We start from the raw sequence: 14755 nt of genomic DNA on the forward strand, positions 1-14755 counted from the left end.
GTTCCGCGCTCGCGCGCGGGGCGCACCACGCACGGAATTGAGGACTGATGAAGCTCGCCATCGTCGGCGGAGGTTCGACCTACACGCCCGAACTCATCGACGGGTTCGCACGCCTGCGCGACACGCTGCCGCTCGAGGAGATCCGTCTCGTCGACCCCGACGAGCACCGTCTCGCGCTCGTCGCGGGCATGTCGCAGCGCATGCTCGAGCACGCCGGGCATGCCGCGAAGGTGATCGGCACGACCGACCTCGTCGCCGGCGTCGCCGATGCCGATGCCGTGCTCATCCAGTTGCGGGTCGGCGGGCAGGACGCCCGTCACGCCGACGAGACCTGGCCGCACGAGGCCGGATGCATCGGCCAGGAGACGACCGGGCCCGGTGGCCTCGCCAAGGCGCTGCGCACCGTACCCGTGGTGCTGCGCATCGCCGACGTCGTGCGGGCGCATGCGAAGCCCGACGCCTGGATCGTCGACTTCACGAACCCCGTCGGCATCGTCACCCGCGCGCTGCTCGAGGCGGGCCACCGCGCCGTCGGCCTGTGCAACGTCGCGATCGGCTTCCAGCGCCGCTTCGCCTCGCTCTTCGACGTCGACCACGACCGGGTGAGCCTCGGCCATGTCGGCCTCAACCACCTGACCTGGGAGCGGAGCGTCGTCATCGACGGCGCCGACCGGCTGCCCGGGCTGCTCGAGCACCGACTCGGCGAGCTCGCAGGCGAGGTGCACCTGGCACCGGCGCTCATCGCGCAGCTCGGCGTCGTGCCCTCGTACTACCTGCGCTACTACTACGCGCACGACGAGGTGCTGCGCGAGCAGCTGCACGAGCCGACGCGGGCCGAGGCGGTGCGCGCGATCGAGCGAGAGCTCCTGGAGCTCTACGCCGACCCGGCCCAGCACGAGAAGCCGGCAGCGCTCGAGGGCCGCGGCGGCGCGTTCTACTCCGAGGCGGCGATCGAGCTGCTCGCGGCGATGCGCGACGGCGAGAGCCGCTCCCGCGTGGTCAACCTGCGCAACGACGGGGTGCTGCCGTTCCTGCCCGACGACCACGTCATCGAGGTTCCGGCCGTGTTCCGCGACGGGGGATTCGTCGCAGACCCGGTCGCGCCGCTGCCCGACGACATCCGCGGTCTCATCGCCGGGGTCGCCGGCTACGAGCGCCTCGCGCTCGACGCGGCGGTGCACGGCGGTCGCGATCGCGTGCTCCGCGCGATGCGTGCGCACCCGCTCGTGCTGCAGCACGACCGGGCCGAGCAGCTCACCGACCTGCTCATGGCGGAGAATGCGCCGTTCCTGGAGTGGGCGCGATGAGCGGCGTGATCGTCGCCGTCGACGGCGGAGGCTCGAAGACCGACGCCGTCGCGCTCACGATCGAGGGCGAGCTCGTCGCCCACGAACGGGGTGCCGGCTCGAGCCCGCACTTCGAAGGGCTCGGTGAGGCGGTCGCCGTCGTCGACGAGCTCGTGCGTGCGGTTGCGGGGGAGTTCCCCGTCGTGCATGCGGGGCTCTACGTCTCGGGTCTCGACCTGCCCGTCGAGGTCGAGCAGTACGCCGCCTCGATCGCCGGCTTCGCGTGGTCCGGGTCGTCGACCGTCGTCGCCAACGACCTCTACGCCGTGCTGCGCGCGGGCACCGACGAGCCCGACGCGGTGGCGATCGTCTGCGGCACCGGCGTGAACGCGGTCGGCGTGCGCGCCGACGGCGCCGAGGTGCGCTTCCCGTCGCTCGGCGCCCTCTCGGGCGACTGGGGCGGCGGCAGCGGCATCGGCGAGCAGGTGCTCTGGCATGCCGCGAGGGACGTCGACGGCAGGGGGCCGCGAACGGTGCTCACCGCGGCGATCGTCGAGCAGCTCGGCGCCGGCTCGGTGCCCGCCCTCATCGAGGACCTGCACTTCGGCCGGCGCGACTCGAGCGAGCTCACGGCGCTCGCGCCCGCCGTCTTCGAGGCCGCACGGACGGGCGACGCCGTGGCGGCGGGGATCGTCGATCGTCAGGCCGAGGAGATCGTGGCGTTCGCCCGTGCCTGCGTGACGCGACTCGGGCTCGCCGACCGCGCCGTTCCGATCGTGCTCGGCGGCGGGATCGTCCGCTCGGGCGACGTACGGCTCATCGGCGGCATCACTTCGGGGCTCGCCGCCGTCGCTCCCCGGGCGCGCATCGAGATCCTCGATGCGTCGCCGATCGTCGGAGCGGCGCTGCTCGCGCTCGAACGGGCGGGGGCCGGCGCCGAAGCGCTCGACCGGGCGCGTGACGCGGTCACGCAGGCGACACGGATGACGCCCGCCGCGGCCGTGCGCGAGGCGGCGCCCGTCGCGCGTTGACCACGCGGTGAGCCCGAGCAGTCGACCGTTCGGAGCTCAGGCCTCTCGGCCGAGGCGTCGCACGGCGGCGTCCTGGTGCGCGAGTCGCCGAAGCGCGAGCAGCACCGGTTCGTAGAGCGCGGTGCCGAGCACCGTGTACTCGACGGCGGCGTGGGGCTCAGGAGGCATCCGCTCGAGGTCGTAGGCGGCGAGGTCTGCGGCTGCGCTGCCGTAGCGGGCGAGTCGTTCGGGCGTGATCGGCATGCCCGCGTCGTCGGCGGCGGCGAGCGCGCCCTCGAGTTGCGCGACCGCGGCGAACTCTGGGTCGTAGACCTGGCCGAGTGCCTCGAGCGCGGCGCGCGCACGCGGATACGGGTCGTCGGCACCCGCGGGCTCGGCGCCGTCGGGCGGCAGCGCGCCGACCGCGCGGCCGAGGGTGGAGTAGAGGTCGTCGCCGGGCTCGTCGACGAGCTGCAGCACGGAGCGCGCCTGCTGCACGCTGAGCCCGACCGGGCCGGTGAGCGCGCGCACCAGCCGGAGCCGGCGCAGATGGTGCTCGTCGTAGCTCGCCTGGGTGGCCGAGGTCGCGGTGCCCGGCTGCAGGAGCCCCTCGCGGAGGTAGTACTTGACGGTCGCGACCGGCAGGCCGGCCTCGGCGGCGAGTGCGGAGATGCGCATGCGGGACCCCTTGCATTGGATAGTGCAACTCTCTAATATTGGAGAGTACAACTATCCAATCATGATCCACGCGACGAAGGGAACGGCCATGCCGTCCGCACCAGATCTCATCCTCATCGGCGTCCTCCTGCTCGCCCTCGTCACGGTCGAGAGCGGCGGCTACTTCCTCACCCGCGTGGTGCGGGGGCTGGCGCCCGCGAACCGGCTGCAGACGAACTTCTTCCGCGCGGGCCACGCCCACGCGGCCGTGCTGCTCGTGCTCTCGATGGTGATCCTCTCGGTCATCTCCTACGCCGCACTCGACGGGTTCTGGCTCTGGCTCGCCCGGCTCGGGGCGCCGATCGCGGCGATCCTCATGCCCGCCGGCTTCTTCCTCTCGGTGCTCGGCCGGGAGCCCGAGAAGCCGAACCGCCTCATCGTGCTGCTCTGGATCGGCGCCGCCTCGCTCACCGCCGGGCTGATCGCGGCAGGCGTCGGCCTCGTGGCCGGCGGCATCGCGGCGCTCTGAACGAGCGGATGGGTGCGCGATCGCACCGAGCGGCGTAGCGTCGGCCCATGGCCATTCCCCAGCGCTTCTCACTCGTCACACTCGGCGTCGCCGACGTCGAGGCCGCGACGGCGTTCTACCGCAGGCTCGGCTGGCGCGAGGCGCCGTCGTCAGTCGACGGCGACATCGCCTTCTTCGCCACTCCCGGCGGCGTGCTCGCCCTCTGGGAGACCGCCGAGCTCGCGAAGGACGCCGCCCTGCCGACCATGCACGCGAACGCACCGGGCTTCCGGGCCGTCGCGCTCGCCATCAATCTCGCCTCGCGCGAGGAGGTCGACGATGCCGTCGGCGACTGGGTGCTCGCGGGCGGATCGATCTCCAAGGCCGCCGCCGAGACCGAGTGGGGCGGGTACAGCGGCTACGTGGCCGACCCCGACGGCAACCTGTGGGAGCTCGCGCACAACCCGTCGTGGCCGCTCGACGAGCGGGGCCTGCCGGTGCTCCGCGGAACCTGAACGCCGCTGGTCGGGGGCACCATCCACGGCATCTACACTGGAATCCGTGACTTCAGAGGAAACCGTCGACGTCGTGCTGATCGGCGGGGGCATCATGAGCGCGACTCTCGGCTCCCTGCTCTCGCAACTCCAACCCGATTGGACGATCCGCGTCTACGAGCGACTCGGTGAGGTCGCGCAGGAGTCGTCGAACGCGTGGAACAACGCCGGCACCGGCCACGCGGCGCTCTGCGAGCTCAACTACATGCCCGAGAACCCCGACGGCACGGTCAGCGCCGACAAGGCCGTCTCGATCAACGAGCAGTTCCAGATCAGCCGTCAGTACTGGTCGTACCTCGTCGAGCAGGGCGCGCTGCCCGAGCCGCACAACTTCATCAACACCGCGCCGCACATGACCTTCGTCAGGGGCAAGGCCAACATCGAGTACCTGAAGAAGCGCGTCGCCGCCCTGCAGGATCAGCCGCTCTTCCCTGACATGGAGTACACGGAGGACCTCGAGCGCATCGCCGAGTGGACCCCGCTCCTCGCGAAGAAGCGCAACCCGAAGGCGCGCGTCGCCGCGACCCGCACGGTCTCGGGCACCGACGTCGACTTCGGCGCGCTCACTCGACTCCTCCTCCGCGACATCGAGCTCCGCGGTGCGGAGATCGCCACGAACCACCAGGTCACCTGGCTCAAGCGCCAGAAGGACGGCACCTGGAAGCTGCGCCTGCGCCACCTCGTCGGCAACACCCCGAAGACGATCAACGCGCGCTTCGTCTTCGTCGGCGCCGGCGGCGGCGCACTCGCACTGCTGCAGCACTCGGGCATCCCCGAGATCAAGGGCTTCGGCGGCTTCCCGATCTCGGGCCAGTTCTTCCGCACGACGAACCCCAAGATCGTCGCGCAGCACCACGCGAAGGTCTACGGCAAGGCCGCGAAGGGCGCCCCGCCGATGTCGGTGCCGCACCTCGACACCCGTGTCGTCGACGGCGAGACCGCGCTGCTGTTCGGGCCGTATGCCGGCTTCACGCCGAAGTTCCTGAAGAGCTCGACGTGGTTCGACCTGCCGTTCTCGATCCGCCTGCACAACCTCGGGCCGATGCTCCAGGTGGGCCTGAAGAACTTCGACCTCGTGAAGTACCTCGTCTCCGAGCTGCTCGCCTCGCGCGACAAGAAGCTCGCGGCGCTGCGCGAGTTCATGCCCACCGCCAAGAGCGAGGACTGGGAGCTCATCACCGCGGGCCAGCGCGTGCAGGTGATGAAGAAGGACCCCGAGAAGGGCGGCGTGCTGCAGTTCGGCACCGAGGTCATCACGGGCGCCGACGGCACCATCGCGGGACTCCTCGGCGCCTCCCCGGGTGCTTCGACCGCTGCCCCGATCATGCTCGACGTGCTCGGCCGCTGCTTCCCCGACCGCATGGCCGGGTGGGAGCCGAAGCTGCGCGAGATGATCCCGAGCTACGGCACGAAGCTCTCGGGCGACCCCGAGGCGGCCGCCGCCTCGATCGCGGCGACCGCGAAGGTGCTCGACCTCACGGCCTGACGGGCGTCCGTCGAACGCGCACGACGACAGTTGGCTTTCCCGGCGAGCTCTGGTACCGTCGTACCCGCTATGAAGTGAGTACACACCCTCGTCCCGCGCCTGAGGCGCCGTAGACATCGGGTGTGCCCACGGTTCTGATCGCACCGTCGATCGTGACCTGCGCTGACGCGACGGCGTCGGCGAGCACCCATCCACGGCAATGCCCGGCGGGATCCTCTCCGCTCCCGGGCGGTCGTCGGCGCCGTGCGCCCGCGTTCCGCAGCTCGGTGCATCGTGCCTACGGCACGCGTGCCGCGGCATCCGTCGACTGCCCGGGGGCTTTTGCGCAAAGGGCGTATCGCATGGCGGTATCCGTCACCCATTCCCACCATCTCCGCGTAAACGGGCTCTCCGTCTCCTATTCCGATCGACGCGTGTTCTCCGACCTCGGGTTCGCCGTCGCCCCGGGCCAGCGCCTCGGGCTCATCGGCGAGAACGGGGCAGGCAAGTCCACGCTGCTCCGGCTCATCGCCGGCGAGTTCGAGCGAGCGGATGCCGCGGCATCCGCCGGCTCGGAGGCCACGACCTCGGGTCGCATCACCCGGCCGAGGCGCACCGCGCTGCTCGCCCAGGAGCTGCCGTTCGGCCCTGAAGAACGCATCGGCGAGGTGCTCGAGGCCGCGCTCGCCGAGGTGCGCGCGATCGAGCGAGAGCTCGATGCCGCCGCTGCGGCGCTCGCCGTCGACTCCGATGCCGCCGCCGTCCGCTACTCGGCAGCGCTCGACGCCGCCGAACGCGCCGACGTGTGGAGCGCCGAGGCGCGTCGCGACGAACTGCTCGACGGGCTCGGCGTCGGTGCCCTCGGCCTCGACCGTCGCGTCGACGAGCTCTCGGGCGGCCAGCGATCGCGCTTCGCGCTCGCCGCGCTGCTGCTGAGCGCCCCCGACGCGTTGCTGCTCGACGAGCCGACGAACCACCTCGACGACGCCGCGGCGGCGTTCCTCGAGGACCGGCTGCGCGCGTGGCGCGGGCCGGTCGTCTTCGCGAGCCACGACCGGGCGTTCCTCGACCGCGCGGCCACGGGGCTGCTCGACCTCGACCCCGGCCGGGCGGGCGCGCTCGCGCTCGCCGGTGCGCCGGCCGCGCCCGGCATGCAGGACGCCGCGCCCGACCGATCGCTCGCCGCCGCGGGCGGGGCCGTCTTCGGCGGCGGCTTCAGCGAGTTCCTCCGAGTGAAGGCCGAGGAGCGGCAGCGCTGGCTGCGGCAGTACGACGACGAGCAGGAGGAGCTCCGACGACTCCGCGTCGGCTTCGCCGAGACCGCTCGCGCGGTCTCGCACAACGCGCCCATCTCCGACCGGAACAAGATGGCGTTCGGTCGTCGTGGCGATCGCGTCGAGCAGCAGGTGAGCCGTCGGGTGCGGAACGCCCTGCTCAGGCTCGAGACCCTCGAGCGCGAGCAGGTGCCGAAGCCGCCTGCGCCGCTCGTCTTCGCGGGCATCCCCTCGGGCTCGCACGCGTTCGACGAGGAGTCCGGGCTGCTGCTGCAGCTGTCGGAGGTCGCCGTCGACGGCCGCCTCTTGCTCGAGACGCTGCAGGTGGCACCGCTCACGCGGCTGCTCGTGACGGGGGCGAACGGCGCGGGCAAGTCGACCCTCCTGAACGTGCTCGCGGGTGCGCAGCGCGTCGATCGGGGCACCGTGCACCGGCGCAAGGGGCTGCGCGTGCAGCTGCTCGAGCAGGACGTCCGGTTCGCCGACCCCGCAGCGTCGCCCCGCCGGCTGTACGAGCGCACGCTCGGTGAGCGGCGGGCCGAGCAGGTGCCGCTCGGCAGCCTCGGCCTGATCGCCCCGCGCGACGAGTCGCGGCCGGTCGGCGCACTCTCGGTCGGGCAGCAGCGGCGCCTCGCGCTCGCGCTCGTGATCGCGCGGCCGCCGCACGTGTTCCTGCTCGACGAGCCGACGAACCACCTCTCGCTCGGGCTCGCCACCGACCTCGAGGAGGCGCTCGGCGCCTACCCCGGCGCCGTCGTCATCGCGAGCCACGACCGGTGGCTGCGGCGGCGTTGGGCGGGTGAGTCGCTCGAGCTCGCGGCGGGCAGCCCGGTGGCGGCCGGCGCGCTCCGGTGAGCGAGCGGATGCCGCGGGGCGCGTCGCCGCGGCATCCGCTCACTTGCTTCTCGTTCGAACATGTGTTCGAATGATGGCATGCGGTGGAGCGGACAGGAACTGGGGGTCGAGCAGTCGGGAGCCCTGCCCGGGCTCGCGAAGCTCAACAACCTCGTGCGCTCGGTGCAGACGCCCGACTTCGCGGGGGTCACCTTCCACGAGGTGCTCGCGAAGTCCGCGCTCAATCGCGTGCCGGGCCAGTCGGCGATGCCGTTCGGGTGGACCATCAATCCCTATCGGGGCTGCACCCACGCATGCTCGTACTGCTTCGCCCGGCCCACGCACACCTACCTCGACCTCGATGCCGGTGACGACTTCGACCGGCAGATCATCGTGAAGGTCAACGTCGCCGACGTGCTGCGGCCCGAGCTCGCGAAGCCGTCGTGGCGGCGCGAACCCGTTGCCCTCGGCACCAACACCGACCCCTATCAACGTGCCGAGGGGCGCTACGCCCTCATGCCCGGCATCATCGAGGCGCTCGCGTCGAGCGGCACGCCGTTCAGCATCCTCACCAAGGGCACGCTGCTGCGACGCGACCTGCCGCTCCTCGTCGAAGCCTCGGGGCACGTGCCCGTCGACGTCGCGATGTCGATCGCGATCTACGACGACGAACTGCAGCACTCGGTCGAGCCGGGTACTCCGAGCACGAAGGCGCGTCTCGCGACCGTCACCGCGGTGCGTGACGCAGGCCTCGACTGCTCGGTGTTCCTGATGCCGATCCTGCCGTACCTCACCGACACGAAGGCCCATCTCGACGAGGCATTGCGTTCCGTGAAGGCGGCCGGGGGCACGAGTGTGCTCTACTCCGCACTGCATCTGCGCGGGGCCGTGAAGCCGTGGTTCATGCAGTGGCTCGAGCGCGCTCATCCCGACCTCGTGCCGAAGTACCGTTCGATGTACTACGGCACCAATGCCTACGCGCCGAAGGCGTACCGGCAGTGGCTCGGTCAGCGGATCCGGCCGCTGATCAGGGCGCACGGCCTCGACCACGGCCGCGAAGACCCGGTCACCGGGGGAGTGCGCTCCTCGGCGCTCGCCGGTGCGCCGGCAGGCGGTCAACGCGCTCCGGGGCGTGCACGTCTCGTCGCTGCAGACGACCGGCTCCCCGATTCGCTGAGCCTCCCGCCGGATCCGTCGGCCCTGTTCTGATCGCGTCGTCCCCCTGAGCCCCTCGGAAACTGGGATAATCCGCTGGAGGCCCGAACAGTGGTGTTCGCAGGCGGTACGAGCGGAGGATCACGATGACCCTGGGGTTGCCGGGACACCTTGCGCGTGAGTCGCTGAGCCGGGCGCTCGCGACCGCCGGGCACGGAGCGGCGTTCACCTGCCTCGCGCTCGGGGTGGTGCTCGGCGGCCTCATGGCATCCGTCGGCGGTCAGCCCGAGCGGTGGACCGCATCGCTGCTCCTGATCATCATGATCGTGCTGCTCGCACTCGTCGCCCGGTACCCGACCGTCACCCTGACCGTGCTGTACCTCATCGTCGGTGCCGGGGTCGTGCTGGCGATCACGATCATGGTCATGCCGAGCGGTGAGTTCCCGACGACGAACAACGCGGTCCTCGCCCTGCCCAGCACCGCCCTGCTCCTCGTCGGCGGCGCGGGCGCCGGCTCTGTGATCGGGCTGACCTGGGCGACCCTCGGCTTCGCATTGAGCGAGGCGGCGGCGTTCCTCGGCGTCGTCATCTCCGGCGGCGTCTACTCGCCGAACTTCGCCGTCTGCTTCGCGTTCGGAGTGGTCGTGATCGTACGGGTGTTCGACGGGATCACCCGCCGGTCCGACATGCGCCGCGACACCGGCCTCCATCGGGCGAGCCAGCAGACGAGGGAGCTCGCGATCCGGCACGACTACGAGCTCCGTGCCATCGCGCGCCTGCACGACACAGCGCTCAGCCACCTGGTGGCCATCGCGGCCGCAGGATCCGGCCCGGTCGACGAACGCCTGCGCGTCGGCATCCGTCAGGATCTCGGCCTCATCGTGGGGCGCGACTGGGCGATCGACCACGTGCTGTACGACGAGTCGGGCGCGGCCGTGCGCGGGACCGCGACCCAGCGCTCGTTCGCGCCCGCTGCGCCGTCGCCTGCCGCATCGAACGGACGGCAGAACGGATGGCGCGGCCGCGCACGTGGCAACGGGGTGCCCTCCGACCCTCGAACGCCGGTCGAGGAGACGGTCCCGTCGCTCGCGCACGCGTTCTCGGCGGCGGCCAACGCCGGCCTCGAGGTGCGGGTCACCGGCGACTTCGCGGTGCTGGGCACGCTCGGACCGCGCCGGGTGGCAGCACTCGATGCTGCGGTCGCGCAGTGCCTCATCAACGTCGCCCGTCACGCCGGCGTGGACCAGGCCGAGCTCGCGCTGGGTCTCGGCGGCGGCGAAGTGACGGTCGCCGTCATGGACAGCGGCGTGGGATTCGACGAGAACGAAGTGCCGCCCGACCGGATCGGGCTGCGCACCTCCATCCGCGCCAGGATCGAACAGGAGCAGGGCACGGTTCGCCTCTGGTCGACGAGAGGCATCGGCACGACGATCGTGCTGACGGTGCCGGAGGGCGGCGAATGAGCGGGCATCTGCGCTTCACCCAGCAGGAGGCCGACCCGATCGGGGCGATCAGCGCCTCGCCGATCGTGGCGGTTGGAGCGGTGCTCGCCTTCCTCCTCGCCACGGGCCTGACCTGGTCGCACTGGAGCGAGGTGGGCTCGCCCCCGGCCGCGGTGCTCGCGCTCGTGCTCGTGGCGGCCGCGGGCGTCGCCGCCGCGTTCGCGGCGTCGCCTGCACGGGCGCCGTTCACGAACGAACGCCTCTGGCTCGTCGTGACGCTGGCGGTCGGCGCGGCGATCGCCGAGTACGTCAGCACGGTCGGCAACAACCAGCAGTTCTACGACGACTTCGGGCCGACCGTCATCGGCATGCTGATCCTCTCGCTCGCTCCCTTCTGCACGTGGGTTTCGGCTGCGCTCGCCGGCGTGTTCGCTGCGGCCGTGCTCTCGATCCTCGTCGTCGGAGCGTCGATGTACACGGCGTCGGATGCGCCGGTCGCCGCGCTCATCACCCTGAACGCCGCGCCCGTGCTCGCGATGTCCGCGGCGGCGGCGGGGTACTCGTACGGCATCGTGGCCGAGACGCTCGCCTGGCAGCGCGAGGCGAACCGGGCGGCACTGCAGCGCGACGCCGAGTTGCGGGCGGGCATCGCCCGCTCGGTGCAGCAGAGTCGCGTCTCGGTACTGGGTCGCGAGGTGCTGCCCTTCCTCGCGGGAGTGATGACGGCCGAGCGCATCTCGGTGGCCGACGCCGACCGGGCACGAGAGCTTGCCGAGGCGCTCCGCCGGGCGCTGCGAGCGGGCATCGAGTCCACCTGGCTCGACGAGCTCGCCGCGAACATCCGAGTGAATCGCGGAGTCGACACGATCGTCGACGACCCGACGGGTGCGGCGGCGGCGCTCACCGCGGACCAGCGCTCCGCCCTGACCGCGCTGATCTCCTGGCTCGGCGACTCCGCACGATCCCGGCTCATCAAGGTCGCGTTCACCGGTGGGAGCGACGGCGGCGGCCACCGGGACATCGTGCTCGTCGCGGACTCGGGTGCCTCACCACCGAGTCGACGAGAGCTCGACCGCTTCGTCGCCGTGGCGCGCGCGGTCGCACTGCGTGCGGATGCCGAGCTGACGCGAGAGAATGTGAAGGTGGGGTTGAGCTATGACATCGATTGAACAGGGACCGACACCGGTACCCGTACCGCCGCATCGGCTGGCGATCCTCGACGACCATGAACTGATCGTCGACGGGCTCGCCCGCTGGTTCACCGACGTCGCCGCCGATTTCACCGTGGTCATTCGTGCCACCAGCTGGATGGACCTCGTGCGCGACCCCGAGTTCCCCGTCGACCTCGTGCTGATGGATCTGCAGCTCGGCGACACCGTCTCGATCGAGTCCCGCATCAGGGCCTGTCGCGCGGCCGGGGCGAAGGTGATCGTGGTGACCGCGATCGACGACGAGGAGTCGCGCAGGCGTTCGCTGGTCGCCGGCGCGGCCGGCTTCGTCTCGAAGACCCTGCCCGCCGACGAACTCGTCGACTACGCGCGGCGCGTGATGCGCGGCGAGCGGGTGCAGCGGCATCCGCCGTCGGCCGACGCTGCCACTTCGGGTGCCGGCGTCGCACCCGACCGCCACGGTGTCGCGCTGAGCGCCGCGGAGGAGAAGGCGCTCCGCTACTACGCGCAGGGCCTCAGCACGGTCGAGGTCGGCCGGCGCATGGACGTCGGCTACGAGACGGCGAAGACCTACCTGCGACGCGTGCGCGAGAAGTACGCGAAGGCCGGGCGTCCCGCCAGCCGCAAGGCCGAGCTGATCCGCCGTGCGGCGGAGGACGGGTACCTCGAATAGATGGCGAAGCTGTACTTCCGCTATGGGGCGATGAACTCCGGCAAGTCGACGGCGTTGCTCCAAGCGGCGTTCAACTACGAGGAGCGCGGCCATCAGGTGCTGCTGGCGAAGCCCGCAATCGACACCAAGGGCGACTGCGACATCGTGTCGCGCCTCGGCGTCGTGCGCGAGGTGGACTTCACCATCGGGTCCGACTCGAGCGTGCGCGAGGCGTTCGCGGCCAATCGCGATCGCGTGATCGCGCAACGCGGCCGCGACGTGAGCTGTCTGCTCGTCGATGAAGCGCAGTTCCTGAACTCCGACCAGGTCGACGATCTGCTGCGCATCGCACTCCTCGACGGCGTGCCGGTGCTCGCCTACGGCATCCGCACGGACTTCCAGACGGTGGCGTTCCCCGGCAGTCGGCGACTGCTCGAGGTCGCGCACAGCCTCGAAGAACTGAAGACGATCTGTCGCTGCGGCCGGAAGGCCATCTTCAACGCGCGACTGATCGAGGGGCGGTTCGTCTTCGACGGCGCTCAGGTCGCGATCGACGGCGAGGCGGTCACCTACGAGTCGCTCTGCGGCGTCTGCTACCTCGCCGAGAGCGGTGGAGTGCTGAACGGCCGTCACTGAGGCGGATGTCTCCGAGCGGATGTCTCGGAGCCGATGCCTCGGCGGCTCTGGTGCTTTCGGTGCGCGGCGCGTGATGATGGAGTGAGGCTCCACGGAGGTGCGCCATGAACGAGATCGCAGTGGGTGTCGGCACCGGCGGTTCCGCCACCGAGCGCGCCGTGGGCTGGGCGGCAGCACGAGCGTCCCGCTCCGGGAGCAGGTTGCGACTCGTGCAGGTCGTCGACGAGGCATCGAGCGAGCCCGCCGAGGTCCGGGCGCGGGAATGCCTCGATGAGGCCGCCGCGCTCGCCGCCTCGGTCGACGCAGGCCTCGAGGTCGTCACGACGCTCGAACGCGGGTCGCCGATCGACGTCTTCGAACGGATCTCCGCCGACGTCGAGATGCTCGTGGTCGGCAGCGATTGGCACGGGGGCCGCCGGGCGAGTCGGCGCCGGGTCCTGAGCCTGCGCATCGCGGCGGTGAGCCGCGCGGCGGTCGCGGTCATCCCCGATCGTGATCCCGGCGAACGCCGCGGCATCGTGGTCGGCGTCGACGGTTCGCATATCTCCGATCACGCCCTCGCGTTCGCCGCCGACGAGGCCGAACGAGCCGGCGAGCCGCTCATCGCGGTGCATTCCTGGGACGTCGTCGCGATGGTCGGCGGAGAGTACGGCTACGGCGCCCCGCTCATCGCGGCCGACGACCTCGCCCGCGCGGAGTCGGAGATCCTCGACGCCGCACTCGCACCGGTCGCCGCCGCGCACCCGGGCCTCGACGTGCGTCGCACCGTCGTCGCCGGCGACCCGGTCCACGACCTCACGGAGGCAGCATCGGAGGCGAGCATGCTCGTCGTCGGCAGTCATGGGCGCGGCGCGCTCGCGAGGTTCCTGCTCGGATCCGTCAGCCAGGGCGTGCTCGCCGACCTCGTGGCGCCGACGATCGTGCTCAGATGACCGACGCCGCCCGCGTCGCCACGGCGACCTCGGCCTCGCCTCGAGCGAGGCGGGTCGACGGCGTCGATGCCGCGCGCGGGCTCGCCCTCATCGGCATGTTCGTCGCGCACGTCGCGCCCGCCGTGGCATCCGCTGATCTGGCGTCGCTCCTGGCGATCGCCGACGAACGGCCCCGGCTGCTGTTCGCGCTCACTGCGGGCATGGGGTTGGCTTTCATCTCGGGAGGCACCCGGCCGATCGCGACCGGGCGGAACCTGCTGCGGCGCCAGGTCGCGATCCGGGCGGTGATCCTCATCGCGCTCGGGCTGATCATCGCCGTGACCCTGCAGCCGCTCGTGTTCATCATCCTCGACGTCTACGGGGTCGCGTTCCTCGTCATGCTGCCGTTGCTGTTCATGCCGGCGCGTGCGGCACTCGGTGCCGGCATCGCCCTGCTCGCGATCATGCCGGGCTTCGCCGCGCTCGCGAGCACCACCGACCTCGTCGTCGACCTGCAGCAGGGCTCGGCCGCGATCCTCGTCGACTGGTTCGTCAGCGGCGCCTATCCGGTCGTGGAGTGGGTCCCCGTCATGATGATCGGCCTCGCCCTCGTGCGCTTCGACCTCGCTTCGCCGCGGGTGGTGACGATCGCGGCACTCGCGGGGGCTGCCACGGCCGCGGTGCTGCTGCCGATCGTCGCGGTCATGCCGGGCGGTGCCGACGCGGCATCCGCCCACGAGACCGACCCCTGGGTCTCGGCGCTGCGCACTTCCCTCGAGGCCCTCGGCAATGTCGGCGTCGGGGTCGTCGTCGTGGCCGGGCTGCTGCTGCTGACCTTCTTCGCCCGTCCGTCGGTGCGCCGCGTGGCCGGCGCCGTGCTCTCACCCGTCATCGCGATGGGGTCGATGCCGCTCACGATCTACACGCTGCACCTCGTCGTGCTCGCCGCATCGATCCGCGTCGAGGGCGGGTACTACACCGACGACTCCTTCGAGCTGCTGCTCGGGCTGATCGCCGGTTCGATGGTCTTCGCCTGGCTCTGGCGGCGCTACCTCGGCCGCGGTCCGCTCGAGCGCGCGCTCCGGTGGGCGAGCGGTCGGAACCGAGCGGATGGCGCGCTGGAGGCCGGCCCCCCGCCGCGCTGAACACGGCGACCCCGCGGCGGTACCGCTCCCGCCCGTGTGGGCTCACCAACGGTACGA

General features: G+C 71.5%; 14 protein-coding genes. 13 read left to right on the forward strand and 1 reads right to left on the reverse strand.

Features of this window, described 5'->3' with window-relative positions:
- Positions 1 to 47 precede the first annotated feature (47 nt).
- Both BUR99_RS00450 and BUR99_RS00455 read left to right on the forward strand, forming a co-directional pair.
- A complete protein-coding gene (locus BUR99_RS00450; RefSeq protein ID WP_074258448.1) occupies positions 48 to 1307 on the forward strand; it encodes a 6-phospho-beta-glucosidase in 1260 nt (419 codons plus the stop codon).
- The gene (locus BUR99_RS00455) at positions 1304 to 2317 is read left to right on the forward strand and encodes an N-acetylglucosamine kinase (RefSeq protein WP_074259370.1); all 1014 of its coding nucleotides are present in this window, start codon (positions 1304 to 1306) and stop codon (positions 2315 to 2317) included. The genes BUR99_RS00450 and BUR99_RS00455 overlap by 4 nt, the downstream gene beginning before the upstream one ends.
- A 36-nt stretch (positions 2318 to 2353) precedes the next feature.
- Here BUR99_RS00455 and BUR99_RS00460 read toward each other — a convergent pair whose 3' ends face one another.
- Positions 2354 to 2974, reverse strand: a complete 621-nt coding sequence (locus BUR99_RS00460) for a MerR family transcriptional regulator (RefSeq protein WP_074258449.1) — start codon at positions 2972 to 2974, stop codon at positions 2354 to 2356.
- A gap of 88 nt (positions 2975 to 3062) precedes the next feature.
- Here BUR99_RS00460 and BUR99_RS00465 point away from each other — a divergent pair, with 88 nt between their 5' ends.
- From BUR99_RS00465 to BUR99_RS00515, 11 genes are all read left to right on the forward strand, one after another.
- The gene (locus BUR99_RS00465; RefSeq protein WP_074259371.1) at positions 3063 to 3482 is read left to right on the forward strand and encodes a hypothetical protein; all 420 of its coding nucleotides are present in this window, start codon (positions 3063 to 3065) and stop codon (positions 3480 to 3482) included.
- A gap of 47 nt (positions 3483 to 3529) precedes the next feature.
- A complete protein-coding gene (locus BUR99_RS00470) occupies positions 3530 to 3976 on the forward strand; it encodes a VOC family protein (RefSeq protein WP_074258450.1) in 447 nt (148 codons plus the stop codon).
- 46 nt (positions 3977 to 4022) lie between these two features.
- On the forward strand, positions 4023 to 5501 hold the full coding sequence (locus tag BUR99_RS00475) for a malate:quinone oxidoreductase (protein WP_074258451.1): 1479 nt from the start codon (positions 4023 to 4025) through the stop codon (positions 5499 to 5501).
- 413 nt (positions 5502 to 5914) lie between these two features.
- On the forward strand, positions 5915 to 7609 hold the full coding sequence (locus tag BUR99_RS00480; RefSeq protein ID WP_234980699.1) for an ATP-binding cassette domain-containing protein: 1695 nt from the start codon (positions 5915 to 5917) through the stop codon (positions 7607 to 7609).
- A gap of 78 nt (positions 7610 to 7687) precedes the next feature.
- Positions 7688 to 8797 (forward strand): Rv2578c family radical SAM protein, encoded by a 1110-nt coding sequence (locus BUR99_RS00485; protein ID WP_084183485.1) that lies wholly within the window; start codon positions 7688 to 7690, stop codon positions 8795 to 8797.
- 92 nt (positions 8798 to 8889) lie between these two features.
- Entirely contained in the window at positions 8890 to 10206 is a 1317-nt protein-coding gene (locus tag BUR99_RS00490) for a sensor histidine kinase (RefSeq protein ID WP_074258453.1), read from the forward strand.
- Positions 10203 to 11354, forward strand: a complete 1152-nt coding sequence (locus BUR99_RS00495) for a hypothetical protein (RefSeq protein WP_074258454.1) — start codon at positions 10203 to 10205, stop codon at positions 11352 to 11354. The genes BUR99_RS00490 and BUR99_RS00495 overlap by 4 nt, the downstream gene beginning before the upstream one ends.
- Complete coding sequence (locus BUR99_RS00500) at positions 11341 to 12027, forward strand: response regulator transcription factor (protein WP_074258455.1); 687 nt, start codon at positions 11341 to 11343, stop codon at positions 12025 to 12027. The genes BUR99_RS00495 and BUR99_RS00500 overlap by 14 nt, the downstream gene beginning before the upstream one ends.
- Positions 12028 to 12642, forward strand: coding sequence for a thymidine kinase (locus tag BUR99_RS00505; RefSeq protein WP_074258456.1), 615 nt, complete (start codon positions 12028 to 12030; stop codon positions 12640 to 12642). It begins immediately after the preceding gene.
- A gap of 104 nt (positions 12643 to 12746) precedes the next feature.
- Complete coding sequence (locus BUR99_RS00510) at positions 12747 to 13574, forward strand: universal stress protein (RefSeq protein ID WP_074258457.1); 828 nt, start codon at positions 12747 to 12749, stop codon at positions 13572 to 13574.
- The gene (locus BUR99_RS00515; protein ID WP_074258458.1) at positions 13571 to 14698 is read left to right on the forward strand and encodes a heparan-alpha-glucosaminide N-acetyltransferase domain-containing protein; all 1128 of its coding nucleotides are present in this window, start codon (positions 13571 to 13573) and stop codon (positions 14696 to 14698) included. Before BUR99_RS00510 ends, BUR99_RS00515 begins: the two co-directional genes overlap by 4 nt.
- The last annotated feature ends 57 nt before the right edge of the window (positions 14699 to 14755 follow it).

It is taken from the genome of Agromyces cerinus subsp. cerinus (assembly GCF_900142065.1).
In the GTDB taxonomy this organism is placed as follows: domain Bacteria; phylum Actinomycetota; class Actinomycetes; order Actinomycetales; family Microbacteriaceae; genus Agromyces; species Agromyces cerinus.

What these genes read in the sequence shown, in the direction of transcription:
- BUR99_RS00450 (WP_074258448.1), top strand. Translation starts at nt 48, where the DNA reads ATGAAGCTCGCCATCGTCGGCGGAGGTTCGACCTACACGCCCGAACTC.
- BUR99_RS00455 (WP_074259370.1), top strand. Translation starts at nt 1,304, where the DNA reads ATGAGCGGCGTGATCGTCGCCGTCGACGGCGGAGGCTCGAAGACCGAC.
- BUR99_RS00460 (WP_074258449.1), bottom strand. Translation starts at nt 2,974, where the DNA reads ATGCGCATCTCCGCACTCGCCGCCGAGGCCGGCCTGCCGGTCGCGACC.
- BUR99_RS00465 (WP_074259371.1), top strand. Translation starts at nt 3,063, where the DNA reads ATGCCGTCCGCACCAGATCTCATCCTCATCGGCGTCCTCCTGCTCGCC.
- BUR99_RS00470 (WP_074258450.1), top strand. Translation starts at nt 3,530, where the DNA reads ATGGCCATTCCCCAGCGCTTCTCACTCGTCACACTCGGCGTCGCCGAC.
- BUR99_RS00485 (WP_084183485.1), top strand. Translation starts at nt 7,688, where the DNA reads ATGCGGTGGAGCGGACAGGAACTGGGGGTCGAGCAGTCGGGAGCCCTG.
- BUR99_RS00490 (WP_074258453.1), top strand. Translation starts at nt 8,890, where the DNA reads ATGACCCTGGGGTTGCCGGGACACCTTGCGCGTGAGTCGCTGAGCCGG.
- BUR99_RS00495 (WP_074258454.1), top strand. Translation starts at nt 10,203, where the DNA reads ATGAGCGGGCATCTGCGCTTCACCCAGCAGGAGGCCGACCCGATCGGG.
- BUR99_RS00500 (WP_074258455.1), top strand. Translation starts at nt 11,341, where the DNA reads ATGACATCGATTGAACAGGGACCGACACCGGTACCCGTACCGCCGCAT.
- BUR99_RS00505 (WP_074258456.1), top strand. Translation starts at nt 12,028, where the DNA reads ATGGCGAAGCTGTACTTCCGCTATGGGGCGATGAACTCCGGCAAGTCG.
- BUR99_RS00510 (WP_074258457.1), top strand. Translation starts at nt 12,747, where the DNA reads ATGAACGAGATCGCAGTGGGTGTCGGCACCGGCGGTTCCGCCACCGAG.
- BUR99_RS00515 (WP_074258458.1), top strand. Translation starts at nt 13,571, where the DNA reads ATGACCGACGCCGCCCGCGTCGCCACGGCGACCTCGGCCTCGCCTCGA.